Origin of the sequence: Autumnicola psychrophila (assembly GCF_031846645.1) — a bacterium.
GTDB classification, from domain to species: Bacteria; Bacteroidota; Bacteroidia; order Flavobacteriales; family Flavobacteriaceae; genus Autumnicola; species Autumnicola psychrophila.
Genome location: NZ_JAVRHN010000003.1, coordinates 298,278 through 314,406, shown reverse-complemented (window position 1 = coordinate 314,406; position 16,129 = coordinate 298,278). Strand labels below are relative to the sequence as shown.

The following is a 16,129-nucleotide window of genomic DNA, read 5'->3' as shown; positions in this document are numbered from 1 at the left end:
TTTGTTAATTACTTTGTGCCGCTACTATTTCAACTTTTTAAGGTAAACCTTATATTAGCTGCAAACTCCATTCACTACTTATGAGCGATGAAACAAAGTATACCGAGGATAATATCCGGTCTTTAGACTGGAAGGAGCACATTAGAATGCGCCCCGGGATGTATATCGGGAAACTGGGGGATGGATCCAGTGCAGATGACGGAATTTATATTCTGCTTAAGGAAGTACTGGACAACTCGATAGATGAGTTCGTGATGGGCTCGGGAAAAACTATTGAAATTTCGGTACAGAATCAACGGGTTATCGTGAGGGATTACGGCCGGGGAATTCCGTTGGGAAAAGTTGTGGACGTAGTTTCCAAAATGAACACCGGGGGAAAATACGATACCCGCGCCTTCAAAAAATCTGTCGGACTTAACGGAGTTGGTACCAAAGCTGTAAACGCACTTTCTTCTTATTTCAGGGTCGAATCTACACGTGATAGCAAATCTGCTTCTGCGGAATTTGAACAGGGAAACCTGGTAAACGAAGAAACTCTTGATGAAACTTCGCGAAGAAGAGGAACTAAAGTGACTTTTGTGCCAGATGAAGTAATCTTTAAAAACTTCAAATTCAGGAATGAGTATATCGAAAAGATGCTCAAAAACTACGTTTATCTTAATCCGGGGCTGACAATTGTTTACAACGGAGAAAAATTTTATTCAGAAAACGGATTAAAAGATCTTTTAGGTGACAGTATAAATGAAGACGATCAGCTTTATCCTATTGTTCATCTAAGGGGGAACGATATTGAAGTTGCCATAACTCACAGTAAATCACAATACAGCGAAGAATATCATTCCTTTGTAAATGGGCAAAATACTTCCCAGGGAGGAACTCATCTTCTTGCCTTCAGGGAAGCAATAGTCAAAACCGTTAGGGAATTTTACGGAAAAAATTATGATGCCAGCGATATTAGAAAATCTGTCGTTGCGGCAATCAGTATAAAAGTAATGGAGCCTGTCTTTGAAAGTCAGACAAAGACAAAACTGGGTTCCACAGATATGGGTGGTGAACTGCCAACGGTAAGAACGTATATCAATGATTTTGTTAAAACAAATCTGGATAATTACCTTCATAAGAACCAGGAAACGGCAGAACAGCTTCAGCGGAAGATTTTACAGGCAGAAAGGGAACGAAAGGATTTATCTGGGATCAGGAAACTGGCTAAAGATCGTGCGAAAAAGGCAAGTCTTCACAATAAAAAATTACGGGATTGCCGTATACATTTAGGCGACAGTAAAAAGGAGCGGTACCTGGAAACAACCTTGTTTATAACTGAAGGGGATTCGGCAAGTGGTTCTATAACAAAGTCCAGGGATGTAAATACACAGGCTGTTTTCAGCTTAAAAGGAAAACCTTTAAACAGCTACGGACTCAGTAAAAAGATCGTTTACGAAAATGAGGAGTTTAACCTCCTCCAGGCTGCGCTTAATATTGAGGAGTCGATGGAGGATTTGCGATATAACAATATTGTGATCGCGACAGATGCCGATGTAGATGGAATGCACATCCGTTTACTTCTGATCACTTTTTTCCTTCAGTTTTTTCCTGAGTTAATTAAAGAGAATCATTTATATATCCTGCAAACTCCGCTGTTTAGGGTTCGGAACAAAAAAGAAACCATTTATTGCTATAGTGAGATGGAACGCAGACAGGCTATTGAAAAGCTTGCCGGAAAAACGGAAATTACAAGGTTTAAAGGTTTGGGTGAAATTTCCCCGGATGAATTTGTTCATTTTATTGGTGATAATATACGTCTGGACCCGGTGATGCTGGACAAAGACAAGTCTATTGAAGAAATGCTGAGTTTTTATATGGGTAAGAATACACCGGACAGGCAGGAATTCATTATCGACAATCTTAAGGTTGAACTCGATCTTATTCAGGAGCTGGGGATATGAGGTTCACCAATAAAAACGAAATAAAAATAATCCCTTCTATTTACATAGTTTTGGTTGCCGTTTTTGTCACCAACATCTTTGTAAATATTGAATTGATGAGTACTGATGAGCCAATTGGCTTCAGTCATTATTTGCCAAATATCGTCACCGTATTAATCGGAATTTATGTCCATAAGATAGGGCAGACGTTCGATTTTGATAGTGATGGGGAGACGCTTAATTTTAAAAATAACGGAGTTTTCTTTTCAAAATTCATGGAATATCGTGTGAAAAAAGCAGAATTTCCTAAGAGAAAACTGGGGAAATTTCGTTTTAGTGATTATGGAATTTATTCATCATTAACGATTTTTATAAAATCCAGGAGAAGATCGGGATTCAAAAAATATACATTTAACACTACGTTTTTATCCCGAAAAAAGAAGAAAGGTATGATTGTATCCCTTCAGAAAGTATTAGAATACAACGCGAATAAAGCAACCGCCTAATGGAAGAACACGAAGAAGGAGCTCAGGAAGAACATTTTGAACAACCTAAAGAAGAGCTTATTCGGGTAACCGGGATGTACAAAGACTGGTTTCTGGATTATGCTTCCTATGTTATTTTAGAAAGGGCTGTGCCAGCTATAGAGGATGGCTTTAAGCCGGTACAACGCAGGATCATGCACTCGATGAAGGATCTGGACGATGGCCGCTATAACAAAGTTGCGAATATTGTGGGACATACCATGCAGTACCATCCCCACGGAGATGCCAGTATTGGAGACGCAATGGTACAGATTGGACAAAAAGATATTCTTATTGATACCCAGGGAAACTGGGGAAATATTTTAACCGGAGACCGGGCAGCGGCACCACGTTATATTGAAGCGAGGCTTTCAAAATTTGCGCTGGAAGTACTTTTTAATCCGAAGCTTACAGAATGGCAATTATCGTACGATGGCCGTAAGAAAGAACCGGTGAATCTTCCGGTAAAATTTCCTATGTTGCTGGCACAGGGCGCAGAAGGAATTGCCGTAGGTTTAAGTACGAGAGTACTACCACATAATTTTATTGAAATTATAGATGCTTCCATTAAGCATTTACAGGGAAAAAGGTTTAAACTTTTTCCGGATTTCCCAACCGGAGGAGAAGCAGATATTACTGATTATAATGACGGATTGCGCGGCGGAAGAGTACGGGTGCGGGCAAAAATCTCGCAGTACGACAAAAACACCCTCGCAATTACCGAAATTCCATACGGCACCAATACCACAACGCTTATAGATTCCATCTTAAAGGCGAATGACAAAGGGAAAATAAAAATCAAGAAGATTGAAGACAATACCGCTGCAGAAGTGGAGATTCTTATTCATCTTCCTCCAAACATTTCTCCTGATAAAACTATAGATGCTTTATTTGCCTTTACACAGTGTGAAAATTCGATTTCGCCGTTAGGATGTGTAATTATTGACAACAAACCGATTTTTCTCGGAGTTTCTGAAATTTTACGTCAGTCTACAGATCATACGCTGCATTTACTAAAACGGGAACTGGAAATAACCCTCGATGAGCTGGAGGAGCAGTGGCATTTTGCCTCCCTCGAAAGAATATTTATAGAAAACAGGATCTATAGGGATATCGAAGAACAGGAAACCTGGGAAGGAGTTATTAAAGCAATAGATGATGGTTTAAAACCCTATATAAAACATCTGAAACGCGCGGTGACCGAAGAAGATATTGTAAGGTTAACCGAAATCAGGATCAAGAGAATTTCAAAATTCGATATTGATAAAGCCCAGCAAAAAATCGATTCGCTGGAAGACCAGATTGCCAATGTGAAACATCATTTGGATAACCTGGTTGACTACGCAGTGGCTTATTTTCAGAAATTGAAAAAAGACTACGGAGGAGGAAAAGAACGGAAAACCGAGCTGAGAATATTTGAAGATATTGAAGCTACAAAAGTGGTGATAAGAAACACCAAACTATATGTAAACCGAAAAGAAGGTTTTATTGGAACCGCGTTAAAAAAGGATGAGTATGTGACGGAATGTTCAGATATTGATAATGTAATCTGTTTTACGGCCGATGGAAAAATGATGGTCACCAAGGTGGACAGCAAAACTTTTATAGGTAAAGATATTATCCATGTCGCCATTTTTAAGAAAAAAGATAAGCGTACCATCTACAACATGATTTATCGTGATGGTAAAGGCGGTAGTACCTACGTGAAACGTTTTGCTGTAACTTCGGTAACCAGGGATAGAGAGTACGATTTATCCCAGGGAAAAAAAGATTCCAAAGTCCTGTATTTTTCTTCAAACCCTAATGGAGAGGCAGAGGTTATTACTGTTTTCCTGCGACAGGTAGGAAGTATTCGCAAAGTGAAGTTTGATGTTGATTTTGCAGATGTTTTGATAAAGGGAAGAAATGTAAAAGGGAATATCGTCACGAAATATTCTGTAAAGAGAATTGAACTAAAGGAAGAAGGTGTTTCTACTTTAAAACCGAGAAGAATTTGGTTTGACGATACCGTCAACAGGCTAAATGTAGATGGCAGAGGAGAACTGCTTGGAGAGTTTAGAGGAGAAGACCGCCTTTTAATTATTACTCAGGATGGTTTTGCAAAAACAGTAATACCAGAGCTTACCAACCGTTTTGATGACGAAATGGTGGTTCTCGAGAAGTGGTCCCCAAAAAAGCCAATTTCGGCTATTTACTGGGAGCCAGAGAAAGAGCGGTATTACGTAAAGCGTTTCCTCATAGAACATCCCGACAAAGAAGAACAGTTTATAAGTGAACATGAAAAATCCTTTTTGGAAGTAGTTTCTACAGATTATTTTCCTGTAGCAGAAATTATATATGGTAAACAAAGAGGAAAAGATCAGCGCCCATCTGAAAAGCTAAATATCGAAGAATTTATTTCGGTAAAAGGAATTAAAGCGCTCGGGAATCAATTAACTACAGAAAAAGTGAAACAGATCAACATTCTCGATCCACTACCTTATGAAGAGGAAGAGGAGAGTTCACCCGAAAATATGGATGTTATAGACGATGAAACTGTGATGGACAGCAGGAAAGGTCCGGAAAAAGCAGAAGACAAAGACCAGGATTCTTTATCTTCAGAAAGTCAGACAAAATTATTTGATGAATAATGGCAAGTTTACTACAGGAATTTAAAGAATTTGCTGTAAAAGGCAACATGGTAGACATGGCGGTGGGTATTATTATAGGTACCGCCTTTAACCGGGTCGTGGATGCCCTGGTAAAACAAATCGTCATGCCACCGCTAAGTATCCTTACAGGCGGAATAAATTATACCGACAAAAAACTTGTTTTAAAAGAAGGCATTGCTGCTGTAGATGGTGGTGAAGCCGTTGAAGAAGTTGCTATAGGCTATGGAATTCTTGTTCAATCGCTGGTGGATTTCCTTATTATTGGGCTGACCATATTCGTCGTAGTTAAGTTCCTCAATCGCTTCAAGAAAAAGGCTGAAGACCCCAAGGATAAGACAGTAGTTACTCCCAAGGACATAGAGTTGCTTTCGAATTTAAACGATTTGATGGAGGAGCAGAATAAACTGCTGAGGGAAAGAGGTAATTAAACAAAACTTAGTCCGCTCTTCTTACAGATCCCCGTTCTCTTCTGGTTTCGCCAACGACACCGTATTCAAAAGTATATCCGTTTTCATTAGTGGTAAGGATCTTCATGTGAATGGGTTTCCTTTCGGCCATATTCTCCGGATTTAGATTTTTCAGGACAAATTCGCAATCATTTAACCATCGCACAGACGAAGTATCTGCTTTTCCCTGGAATTGATCTATTTCTATGGAATCATTTCTAATGAAACGGGAAGTTACTATTTCTCCGTTAAGATAGGATTCAAATTCAAAGGTACCTGTTCTAAAATCTTCGCAATTCCTTTCTGGCTGAAAGCAGCCGGTTATTATAAAACTACACCATAATATCAGGAATATCTTTTTCATGTTGCAAAGTAACTTCTTTTTGCAGGAATATTCAATTTTCAAAGGCGTCAAATGTCCCGTCTTCATAGAAAATAACAATTTTTTTAATTGCTTTTGATGAGCCGGATTTTCTTTGTTGCTCAGGGTCGAAAATTGCCATTTTTGAAGGCCGACTTTTTGGAACGTTTTCAGTTTCTGTTTTCTGTCTTTCCCCCGAAGGAGGTGAATTTTCAATTTCGTCTTCTTTAGGAAAATGTCCTTTTCCGTTTAGTAGCCAATAAAGTTCCACTTCAGGAAACGTCTTTACAACCTTCATAACAAAGTCCAGACTGGGCTTATTTCTACCGGACAGAATGTGGGAAATAGAAGAGCGGCCAACCTCTATTTTATCTGCAAAAGAAGCAGCAGAAAGATCGTAGAATTTTATAATCCTATTGAGTCTGTTTACAAATTTTTCGGTGTTTACCATTGTGAAAATTTCCGCCTGTGCAAGTTATTTACAAATGTAAAACTTCTCATCATAGTGCACAAGTTACAATTGTAAATATTTTATTTAATCTATAACAAACACTTTAATTAAACCTATATAAATACCTAAAATACAATATATTATTGTTTAAATTAAGCTCTGTAGGATTATTTCCAATAAGGGTGTAATGAGAAGATGAAGTGTTGTTTACAATTGTAAATACAAATGTAAATTTCTTACGTTTACAATTGTAAATTATAGAATATTTACTTTTGTGAACATGAAGAATTATCCGCAACATTTACAAAAATTAATGCAGAATTATACTGCTTTAAAAAATCAAAATATTCACGGAAGATATCTCACTTTGGATTACATTGCTCCAGAGCTGAAAAAGCTAACCGTGAATTTCACGATTGAAGAAATTGGAAAATCTACTTTAGGCGAATCTATTTCAGTAATAAAAATCGGGAAGGGAAAATTGAGAATATTGGCCTGGTCCCAGATGCATGGAAATGAATCTACAACCACTAAAGCCGTTTTCGATCTTTTAAACGCTTTTTCCCGTCAAAGTAATTTTCCGGTGGTAGATAATATTATTGAAAATTGTGAAATATGGATTATCCCTATGCTTAATCCCGACGGTGCACGTGCTTATACCCGTGTAAATGCTAATAATGTAGATTTAAATAGAGACGCACAGAATTTGCAGGAAGTAGAGAGTCGAATTTTAAGAAGTCAGTTTGATAAATTTTCTCCTCACTTTTGCCTTAACCTGCATGATCAAAGAACCATTTTTACTGCCGGAGCTTTGCCTAAGTCAGCTACGCTTTCTTTTCTTACTCCTTCTATGGATGAGGAACGCACAGTAACCAAAAGTCGAAAGGAAAGCATGCGCGTGATCTCAGTCATTGCTGAGGATCTTGGTAAGGTACTACCAGGCCAGATAGGCCGGTATGACGATGCTTTTAATCTTAATTGTACAGGAGATACTTTTCAACACAAAGAAGTGCCAACAATCTTATTTGAAGCAGGTCATTATCCTGATGATTATAATCGCGAAGAAACCAGGAAATACGTGTTTGCGGCTTTAATTTCGGCTTTGCATACAATAGCAACCGGGGACTATAAAACTATTTCTTTTGAAAATTATGAAACAATCCCGGAAAACCAGAAGCTGTTTAATGATATTGTGCTGAGAAATTGCAGGGTTGATAAGAAAAAAGTAGATGTTTCTATTCAGTTTAAGGAGAAATTGGACGGGGTAAGGATCAAATTCGATCTATTTATTGAAGGTATTAAGCAAGAAATTGAAAATTTTGGACTTAAAGAACTGGATTGCAAAGGAGGGGAGTTAACCATAGATGGGGAGAAGTCCCTAGACGAAAACGTTTTAGTTGAAGAGATATTCTTAAATAGAAAGAAATTAAACCTTAAACCTTAGGAATTCTTCAATTGTTTATCAATAATTCAATGATTTTGTATTATTTTTGAATTTCATATAAATAGAAGTTTAGAAAAAATGGCCAAGTTTAAATTAGACGAAACAGATCATCAAATTCTCGATATGCTCATTGAGAATACGAGAACTCCTTTTACCGATGTTGCAAAGAAGCTCTTAATATCGGCCGGGACAGTTCATGTAAGAGTAAAGAAAATGGAGGAAGCCGGAATAATTATAGGTTCATCCCTTACTCTTGACTACAAAAAATTGGGATATGCTTTTATTGCTTACGTAGGGGTATTCCTAAAAAACACTTCTCAGACAAAATTTGTCCTCGAGCGCATTAACGAAATACCTTTTATTACGGTTGCACACGTGACAACTGGTAAATTTAATGTATTTTGTAAAATAAGAGCGCGGAACACTCAACACGCCAAAGACATTATCTTTCAATTAGATGATATTGAAGGAGTATACAGAACAGAAACTATGATTTCTTTAGAGGAAAGCATTAACGATAAGAAACGTTTAATGCATTCCATTTTTCAAGAAATGTAAGGTATCCTAAACTTTTTATAAAAACCCTTTAGGCTACCTTGTTTAAAGGGTTTTTTAATAAATTTAAGTCAAACCAACTATAATTATGCACAGAGAACCGAAATTAGAAAGATTTAATGAAAGCGTACTTGCGAAATACCAGGTTTACAACAGTATTTTTCTAACCTTACCTTTTAACGACATCAGTAAAACCGGGGCTTTGCTGCCTTTGTTTCAGGATATATGTGAAGAAGGTTTTAAAAGGAATCAAAATCCTTCAGAAATAGTCGAAACCTTTTTCAAAAAGTACCATGAAAATCCTTCTGAAGAAGAAAAGAATAACCTGTTGTTCCGTTTTATTCAATTTATAGAAAGACAGGTAGTATTGTTTGATGCTATTGAAGATGCTTCCTTTCCAATCGTAAATAACATGGACGGTCGGGGAACGCTTAGGAACGTAAAGGAAGAGGCTGAGGCAAAGAATAAAACTGCCGAGCTTCGGGACTATTTGAAGAGATTTAAAGTCCGTCCCACTTTAACTGCCCATCCTACACAATTTTATCCCGGAGCAGTTTTGGGAATTATTACCGATCTCGATAAAGCTGTCCAGCAAAACGACGTAATAGGCATTAAAAAGTTACTTGCTCAACTTGGGAAAACCCCATTTTTTAAGAAAGAAAAGCCAACTCCTTATGATGAGGCAGTAAGTCTTATCTGGTATTTTGAAAATGTCTTTTATCAAAGTGCCAGTAAAATTTACAATTATATTCAGCAGAATATTTTTGAAGGTGAAGATGTGGGGAATCAGATAATTAATCTTGGCTTCTGGCCTGGAGGTGATCGTGACGGAAATCCTTTTGTTACTACCGAAATCACTCTAAAAGTAGCCAGACGTTTAAAGAGAACGATTCTTCTTAACTATTATAGAGATGTAAGAAAATTAAAACGAAGAGTTACTTTTGAAGAAGTAGATCAAATAATGTCTGATTTAGAATCTGCGCTTTATAAAGGCGCTGTTTCACGAGAGGACAATCTTAAATTAACTGTTGAAGAGTTTAAGTCTAAATTGCAGAAGATAAAGGATATTATAATTGAAAGACATAATTCTTTATTTCTTGACGAAGTAGACGATCTTTTAAACAAAGTAAAACTGTTTGGTTATCATTTTGCGACTTTGGATATACGACAGGACGCAACTGTACATGAAGAAGTTTTAAATGAAATTATAAAAGTTACCGGTGCAAAAGGTGCCTCTCTTTTCCCTGAGAATTTTAGTGAACTTTCAGATGAAGAACAGATCAATATTCTGAAGAATACCAATGGGAAGCTCAATCCTGAAGATTTTGAAGAGGGCATTACAAAATCAACAATATCGTCGGTTTATGCTATGCAGGAGATTCAGAAAACAAATGGAGAGCATGGAGCCAACCGCTACATTATAAGTAACTGTGGATCTGTACAAGGAGTACTTACACCTTTTGCTTTTCTTAAAGCTTGTGGATGGGAAAAGCCGAGCGTGGACGTTATTCCTTTATTTGAGACTGTTCCAGACCTTCAATCTGCACATAAAACAATGGAAGTTTTATATAAAGATCCCGTTTACAGTGAACATTTGAAGAGGCGGGACAATAAGCAAACTATCATGTTAGGCTTTAGTGATGGAACAAAAGATGGCGGTTACCTTATGGCGAACTGGAGTATCTATAAAGCAAAAGAAATGCTTACAGAGGTATCCAGGGAATATGGAATTAAAGTAATATTTTTTGATGGTAGAGGTGGACCACCTGCCAGAGGGGGAGGGAAAACACATCAGTTTTATGCTTCACTAGGATCTGGTATTGAAAATGAGGAAATTCAATTAACCGTTCAGGGACAAACAATTAGTTCTAATTTTGGAACAAAAGATTCATGTCGATATAACCTGGAGCAATTATTAAGTTCTGGTGTGTCTAACGAGATTTTTAGTAAAGGAAGTAACACTCTTTCTGACGAAGACAGGGAAACAATGAATAGCCTGGCAGAAATGAGTTATAAAACCTATACTAATTTTAAGCAGCACGAAAAGTTTATTCCTTACCTGGAAAAAATGAGTACGCTTAAATATTACGCCAAAACAAATATTGGTAGTCGCCCTTCAAAAAGAAATAAATCTGCACAACTAAATTTAAAAGATCTTCGTGCTATTCCTTTTGTTGGAAGCTGGAGCCAGTTAAAGCAGAATGTTCCCGGTTTCTTTGGAGTTGGAACTGCGATAGAAAATTATGAAAAAGAAGGAAACCTGGATAAGGTGATTCAGCTTTATAATAATTCGATATTTTTCAGGACGCTTCTGGAAAACAGTATGATGAGTCTTACAAAATCTTTCTTCCAATTAACTTCTTATATGCAGGATGACAAAGAATTTGGTGAATTCTGGAAACTTATACATGCCGAATTTCAGCGTAGTAAGGATATGATTTTAAAGGTCACCGGTTACCAGAGGCTTATGGAAAATGAGCCCGCGGGTCGTGCTTCTATTGAAGCCAGGGAAAAAATTGTTTTACCCTTGTTAACCATTCAGCAACATGCACTTAGAAAAGTACAGGAGCTACAGGATAACGAAGATAAAGCTGCCTTGCTGGAGATTTATGAAAAGATGGTAACCCGATCCTTGTATGGAAACATCAATGCGAGTAGGAATTCTGCTTAATGAAAGTAGGTAGATTAACATCTGAAGAATATCCTGAGTTTTATCAGGATTATATAAATAACATCCCCGGAGAAGCATCTTTGGGGATGCTATTTAAGAGCAATATTGAAAATCTGAAAGATATTACGGAAACCATTTCTCCTGAGAAACTTTCATATAGATATGCAGAAGGAAAATGGACTGTAGCAGAAGTACTTCAGCACCTAATAGATGTAGAGCGGGTTTTTCAATATAGGGCACTATGTATCGCAAGAGGAGATCAAACTTCTCTGCCGGGTTTTGATCATGATAATTATGTTTTTCAATCTGAAGCAGGTGGACGGAGTCTCGATAGTTTACGGGAAGAAGCAGAAATTGTAAGAAGCTCCAGTATAGCATTGTATAATAGTTTTTCTGAAGCTGTGCTTAAGCGAAAAGGAAACATGAATAATGCTCCGGCAAGTGTAAGGGCGATAGGTTTTATTATTGTGGGTCATACTAGGCACCATATAAAAATTTTGAGGGCAAAATATTTGTAAATGCTAAAATTATTAAAGATATTCTGGAAGCTCCTAAAAGATGCTTTCGCCAGCTGGAACAGGAACGAGCCTTATGCACGTGCTGCAACCATAGCGTACTATGCTTTGTTTTCTCTCCCGTCTTTGATAATTATTGTTGTTACAGTAGTAGGATATTTTTTTGGAAGAGAATTTGTTCAGGGGAAAATTACAAATGAAATATCTTCTTTTATTGGTGAAGACCCTGCGAAAGCTATAGAAAATATGGTTTCCAATGCAGCGCTGACTGAAGGATCTACTCTTGCTATTATATTTGGTGTGGGAGTTTTAATTTTTGGTGCTACGGGAATGTTTTTTCAGTTGAAGATGGCCATGAATAATATCTGGAATATAGCAGCTAAAAAAGCTAACTTCGGAAAATTACTACTAGATAGAGCAGTTTCGCTGGGGATGGTTTTTGTCATTGGACTGTTAATGCTGGTTTCTTTAATTATTTCGGCACTCCTGAGTATTATTAAAGATCAAATCCACCTATATGCCCCAAATGTCACTGGCTTTATGGTAGGTGTGGCAAATTTCTGTATTTCATTTGCATTTATAACATTTCTTTTTGCAGCTATTTTTAAACTCTTGCCGGATATTCATATCAAATGGAGAACCACCCTTTATGGAGCAGCATTAACTGCGACACTTTTTATAATAGGGGAATTTTTGATTGGGTTTTATTTTGGACAGAGTAATCCTGCTTCGGTTTATGGAGGAGCCTCTTCCGTCGTCCTTATTCTTCTTTGGGTATATTATACCTGTCTGATTTTATTCTATGGAGCAGAGTTTACTGTGCAATATGCGTTACACAAAAATGAAAGAGTGGAACCAAACAAGTTTGGTGAGCCTGCCATTTATCAGGAAATGGAAAAACTCGAAGCCAAACGTCTTCAGCTTAAAGAAGAAAAGGCAATTATCGATACTTTAAAGTCTAATCTTGATTTTAGAAGAGAAGAGAAAGAAAAGAGCGATAAGGAGAAAAAGAAGACTTAATAAAGGTTTAACGCTCATGCCGGTTCTTTTATAAAGACCTTAATATAAACTTCCTTAGTCTGTTGTTATCTTTGTATCGAATTAAAAATGAAGAAGAATTATGGAAAAGAGAATAGCTATTTTAGCAACAAACGGATATGAAAAAAGTGAACTTGAATCTCCACTGGAAGCAATGAAGAAGGAGGGTTTTCAAGTTGATATCGTAAGCCTTGAAAAAGGAAAAATTAAAGGTTGGGCCGATGGAAACTGGTCTGGCGAAATTGAGGTAAATTATACAGTAGACGAAGTTTCTGCAAAAGATTATCATGCACTTGTACTTCCAGGAGGGGTTATAAATCCCGATAAACTAAGAAGAAGTGAGGATGTTCTTGTTTTTGTGAGAGATTTCTTTAAGCAGAGTAAACCGGTAGCGGCTATCTGCCATGCGCCATGGACGCTTATAAGTGCAGAAGTGGTAGAGGGCAGAACAATGACTTCTTTCCATTCTATTAAAAAGGATCTGGAGAATGCCGGAGCCCTTTGGGTAGATAAAGAAGTAGTGGTAGACGAAGCTTTAGTTACAAGTAGAAATCCTGATGACTTACCTGCATTTAATGCAAAGGTTATTGAGGAAATCAAGGAAGGTAAACATGATTTGCAGCATGCTTAATCTTTAATGTTATTATTATTTAGACAAAAAAAGGAACGCAATTGCGTTCCTTTTTTTGATATAATTCAATATCTGCTGATGAGCTATTTACCTCTGTCGTCGTCATCTTCATCTTCAATAGCATCCTCCTCTTCTTCTTTTTCCGGGATCTCAACAATGGGTTCATTGAAATCGGAATCATCATAATCATCTTCATCAAAACTAGCCATCGTGTTTTCCAGTCGGGTACTTACTTTTACCAGGTAAATAGTATCCTCTGTTCTCACTTCAACAGCATCTACAGTTTCATTTTTAGCGTTTTTAAAAGATATCACCTGGTCATCATCGTAACCATCAGGATATTTTTCCACTAAAAGGCCAAGTATTTCAGGAGTTAATTTTTTGTAGTCTACAATTATCCTTTTCATAGATAAAACGGTTTAAACAATTTTTTTGTAGTTATTAGTTAGTCTTTTATTTTAAATGTAATGCTTTATATATAAAAGTCAAGCTTTTTGATAAAAATCGAAAGCTTCATAGATAATATCATTTGCAACCAAACAATCTATTTCCGGTTCACCTATGTCTTTCAGGAGAACAAAATTTACGTTACCTCTTTCGTTCTTTTTATCAAACTTCATCAAATCAATAATGTTGGCAATATCATTTTGATCCACTTCAATTTTGCCGTAAATATCAAAAATTTTTGAAGATATCTGTTCTAATTTTTCTTCAGGAAAACTTTTTAATTTCTTAGAAATAAAAGTAGCGAGTACCATACCGGCGGCAACGGCTTCTCCGTGAAGTAAAGTTGCTTTGGATTTATGGGTTAAAAAGTAAGATTCTATAGCGTGTCCAAGGGTATGACCATAGTTTAAAGTTTTTCGAATATCTTTTTCAAATGGATCTTTAGTGACAACTTCAGTTTTGATGTCTACAGATTCTTTTATTATAGCATCCAGATCCTGAAGGTCGAGATTTGCCAAATTAGACACCCTATGCCAATAATCCTCACTTTTTATAAGCCCATGTTTTAAAATTTCTGCCAGTCCACTTCTCATTTCATTCTTTGGCAGGGTAGTCAGATACTCACTGTCAATAATTACCATTTCGGGATAATTAATGACACCTATCTGATTTTTGAGATTTCCCAGATCTACACCTGTTTTTCCTCCAACCGATGCGTCTACCATAGAGAGAAGACTGGTAGGTACATTTATATATTCAATTCCTCTTTTAAAGGTAGAAGCTACAAATCCACCAAGATCAGTTACTACACCGCCACCTACGTTAATCAACAGGCTTTTTCTATCCGCTCCCAATTCTGAAAGGGCGTTCCACACTCCGCTACAGGTCTCAAGATTCTTATTTTCTTCACCTGCCGGAATTTCTATTATTTCAAAGTCTGAAGTATCTTCTAATTTTGCCAGAAATTTTGATAAGCAAAGCTCATGAGTATTTTCATCTACAAGAATGAAGACTTTGGAAGGCTTATTGCTGTTTAGGTACTTATTAATTTGGTCGTAAGCCTCTGCGCTGTAATAAACCATTCCTTTATTTGCCGGAATTGCCATAGTTTATGCTGTTTTTACTGGTTTCGAAAATAAGGAGAATTATTATTTAATAAAATCAATCTTCAATATTTATATTTGCTCAATAACAGGTGCTCTATGATAAGAAAAAAAATATTTAATAACACAGCTACCGCTTTTAAGTTAAAGTCTGATCTGGAATTAAATCGTGCTATATTTTTATTTAGCATGATGAACAGGCAAAAGCTGGTAAAAGCCGGTACTTTTTTAACTAAATTTTCGCTAAAACTTCACCTTCCTGTGGAGGGAATGATTAAAAAAACCATTTTTGAGCAGTTTTGCGGAGGCATTACTACAGATGATTGTAAAGGTGTGATTGCAGAAATGCATGAGGAAAAGCTGCATAGTATTCTGGATTATTCAGTTGAAGGTAAAGAGACCGAAGAACAATTTGATGCGGCTCTGGAGAAAAAGCTGTCATTAATTAAATTCGCAGACAAAAAAGCAGAGTTACCTTTTTCTGTATTTAAACCCACAGGAATTGGGCGTTTCGCAATCTGGGAAAAGGTTACTGAGAAAGTGAGCCTTAATGATGCTGAAAAAGAAGAATGGGAAAGAGTGAAAGATCGTGTGGAAAAGCTTTGCAAAGCAGCTTATGAGCATGATGTACGACTTTATGCTGACGGGGAGGAAAGCTGGATGCAAGGTGCTGCAGATGACCTGTTAGAAGAAATGATGCGAAAATATAATAAAGAAAAAGCTTTGATATTCAATACCTTACAATGTTATCGTTGGGATCGAATCGAATATTTAAAGGATCTTCATGAAAAGGCGAAAAGGGACGGTTTTAAAATAGGAGCCAAGATCGTGCGTGGAGCCTATATGGAGAAAGAAAACAAAAGAGCGAAGAAATTAGGATATCACACCCCAATTTGTGAGAGTAAAGAAGCTACAGACGTTAATTTTAATAGTGTAATGTCTTATTGCCTCAACAATCTTAACGACATTTCTGTCTTTATAGGTACGCATAATGAAGTGAGCAATTATTTGGCGTTGCAGATTATGGAAGACAAAAATATAGCTATAAATGATCCACGAGTTTGGTTTAGTCAGCTATTTGGAATGAGTGATCACATCAGCTACAATCTCTCCAGAAGAGGATACAACGCTGCAAAGCTTGTGCCCTTTGGTCCCGTGAGAGATGTTGTGCCTTATCTGTTGAGAAGAGCACAGGAAAATACTTCAGTAAAAGGTCAAACCGGTAGAGAGCTCTCACTTTTAATGGAAGAGAGAAAGCATAGAAAGGGAGAACCTAATAAAGCACACCGGGAATAACTTCAGTGTAGAAGCATTCCATCAAGGGATACACGAAATTTGACAGTTTTCGACCTTTATCTATTCCTGAAAAA

At 37.0% G+C, this 16,129-nt stretch carries 15 protein-coding genes; 11 read left to right on the top strand and 4 right to left on the bottom strand.

Features of this window, described 5'->3' with window-relative positions; translation table 11 throughout:
* Nucleotides 1-80 precede the first annotated feature (80 nt).
* From RM541_RS05715 to mscL, 4 genes are read left to right on the top strand one after another with little or no spacing between them, the layout of a single operon-like run.
* Nucleotides 81-1,943 (top strand): DNA topoisomerase IV subunit B, encoded by a 1,863-nt coding sequence (locus RM541_RS05715; protein WP_311499255.1) that lies wholly within the window; start codon nucleotides 81-83, stop codon nucleotides 1,941-1,943.
* Nucleotides 1,940-2,428, top strand: coding sequence for a hypothetical protein (locus tag RM541_RS05710; RefSeq protein ID WP_311499254.1), 489 nt, complete (start codon nucleotides 1,940-1,942; stop codon nucleotides 2,426-2,428). The genes RM541_RS05715 and RM541_RS05710 overlap by 4 nt, the downstream gene beginning before the upstream one ends.
* The gene (locus tag RM541_RS05705) at nucleotides 2,428-5,076 is read left to right on the top strand and encodes a DNA gyrase/topoisomerase IV subunit A (protein WP_311499253.1); all 2,649 of its coding nucleotides are present in this window, start codon (nucleotides 2,428-2,430) and stop codon (nucleotides 5,074-5,076) included. The genes RM541_RS05710 and RM541_RS05705 overlap by 1 nt, the downstream gene beginning before the upstream one ends.
* A complete protein-coding gene (gene mscL / locus RM541_RS05700; RefSeq protein ID WP_311494749.1) occupies nucleotides 5,076-5,525 on the top strand; it encodes a large-conductance mechanosensitive channel protein MscL in 450 nt (149 codons plus the stop codon). Before RM541_RS05705 ends, mscL begins: the two co-directional genes overlap by 1 nt.
* A gap of 7 nt (nucleotides 5,526-5,532) precedes the next feature.
* Here mscL and RM541_RS05695 read toward each other — a convergent pair whose 3' ends face one another.
* Nucleotides 5,533-5,907, bottom strand: a complete 375-nt coding sequence (locus RM541_RS05695) for a DNA topoisomerase IV (RefSeq protein ID WP_311499252.1) — start codon at nucleotides 5,905-5,907, stop codon at nucleotides 5,533-5,535.
* Nucleotides 5,908-5,938: 31 nt separating this feature from the next.
* Nucleotides 5,939-6,355 carry a helix-turn-helix transcriptional regulator gene (locus RM541_RS05690; RefSeq protein ID WP_311499251.1) on the bottom strand — a complete coding sequence of 139 codons (417 nt, stop codon included), beginning with the start codon at nucleotides 6,353-6,355 and terminating at the stop codon, nucleotides 5,939-5,941.
* Nucleotides 6,356-6,668: 313 nt separating this feature from the next.
* On the opposite strand from RM541_RS05690, the gene RM541_RS05685 reads away from it, so the two are divergent.
* The 6 genes from RM541_RS05685 to RM541_RS05660 all read left to right on the top strand — a co-directional run bounded on the left by RM541_RS05685 (nucleotide 6,669) and on the right by RM541_RS05660 (nucleotide 13,209).
* A complete protein-coding gene (locus tag RM541_RS05685; protein ID WP_311499250.1) occupies nucleotides 6,669-7,799 on the top strand; it encodes a M14 family zinc carboxypeptidase in 1,131 nt (376 codons plus the stop codon).
* A gap of 78 nt (nucleotides 7,800-7,877) precedes the next feature.
* Nucleotides 7,878-8,357 (top strand): Lrp/AsnC family transcriptional regulator, encoded by a 480-nt coding sequence (locus RM541_RS05680; protein WP_311494754.1) that lies wholly within the window; start codon nucleotides 7,878-7,880, stop codon nucleotides 8,355-8,357.
* A gap of 85 nt (nucleotides 8,358-8,442) precedes the next feature.
* Complete coding sequence (locus RM541_RS05675; protein ID WP_311499249.1) at nucleotides 8,443-11,025, top strand: phosphoenolpyruvate carboxylase; 2,583 nt, start codon at nucleotides 8,443-8,445, stop codon at nucleotides 11,023-11,025.
* Nucleotides 11,025-11,543: a DinB family protein gene (locus RM541_RS05670; RefSeq protein ID WP_311499248.1), complete on the top strand. Its 519-nt coding sequence runs from the start codon at nucleotides 11,025-11,027 to the stop codon at nucleotides 11,541-11,543. Before RM541_RS05675 ends, RM541_RS05670 begins: the two co-directional genes overlap by 1 nt.
* Nucleotides 11,544-12,560: a YihY/virulence factor BrkB family protein gene (locus RM541_RS05665; RefSeq protein ID WP_311499247.1), complete on the top strand. Its 1,017-nt coding sequence runs from the start codon at nucleotides 11,544-11,546 to the stop codon at nucleotides 12,558-12,560. It abuts the gene before it with no gap.
* A 100-nt stretch (nucleotides 12,561-12,660) separates the two neighbouring features.
* Nucleotides 12,661-13,209: a type 1 glutamine amidotransferase domain-containing protein gene (locus RM541_RS05660; protein WP_311499246.1), complete on the top strand. Its 549-nt coding sequence runs from the start codon at nucleotides 12,661-12,663 to the stop codon at nucleotides 13,207-13,209.
* An 83-nt stretch (nucleotides 13,210-13,292) separates the two neighbouring features.
* On the opposite strand, the gene RM541_RS05655 is transcribed toward RM541_RS05660, so the two are convergent.
* Nucleotides 13,293-13,616 carry a hypothetical protein gene (locus RM541_RS05655; protein WP_311499245.1) on the bottom strand — a complete coding sequence of 108 codons (324 nt, stop codon included), beginning with the start codon at nucleotides 13,614-13,616 and terminating at the stop codon, nucleotides 13,293-13,295.
* Nucleotides 13,617-13,694: 78 nt separating this feature from the next.
* The gene (gene aroB / locus RM541_RS05650) at nucleotides 13,695-14,762 is read right to left on the bottom strand and encodes a 3-dehydroquinate synthase (protein ID WP_311499244.1); all 1,068 of its coding nucleotides are present in this window, start codon (nucleotides 14,760-14,762) and stop codon (nucleotides 13,695-13,697) included.
* 96 nt (nucleotides 14,763-14,858) lie between these two features.
* Between aroB and RM541_RS05645 the strand changes: the two genes are divergently transcribed.
* Entirely contained in the window at nucleotides 14,859-16,055 is a 1,197-nt protein-coding gene (locus tag RM541_RS05645) for a proline dehydrogenase family protein (RefSeq protein ID WP_311499243.1), read from the top strand.
* Nucleotides 16,056-16,129: the final 74 nt, after the last annotated feature.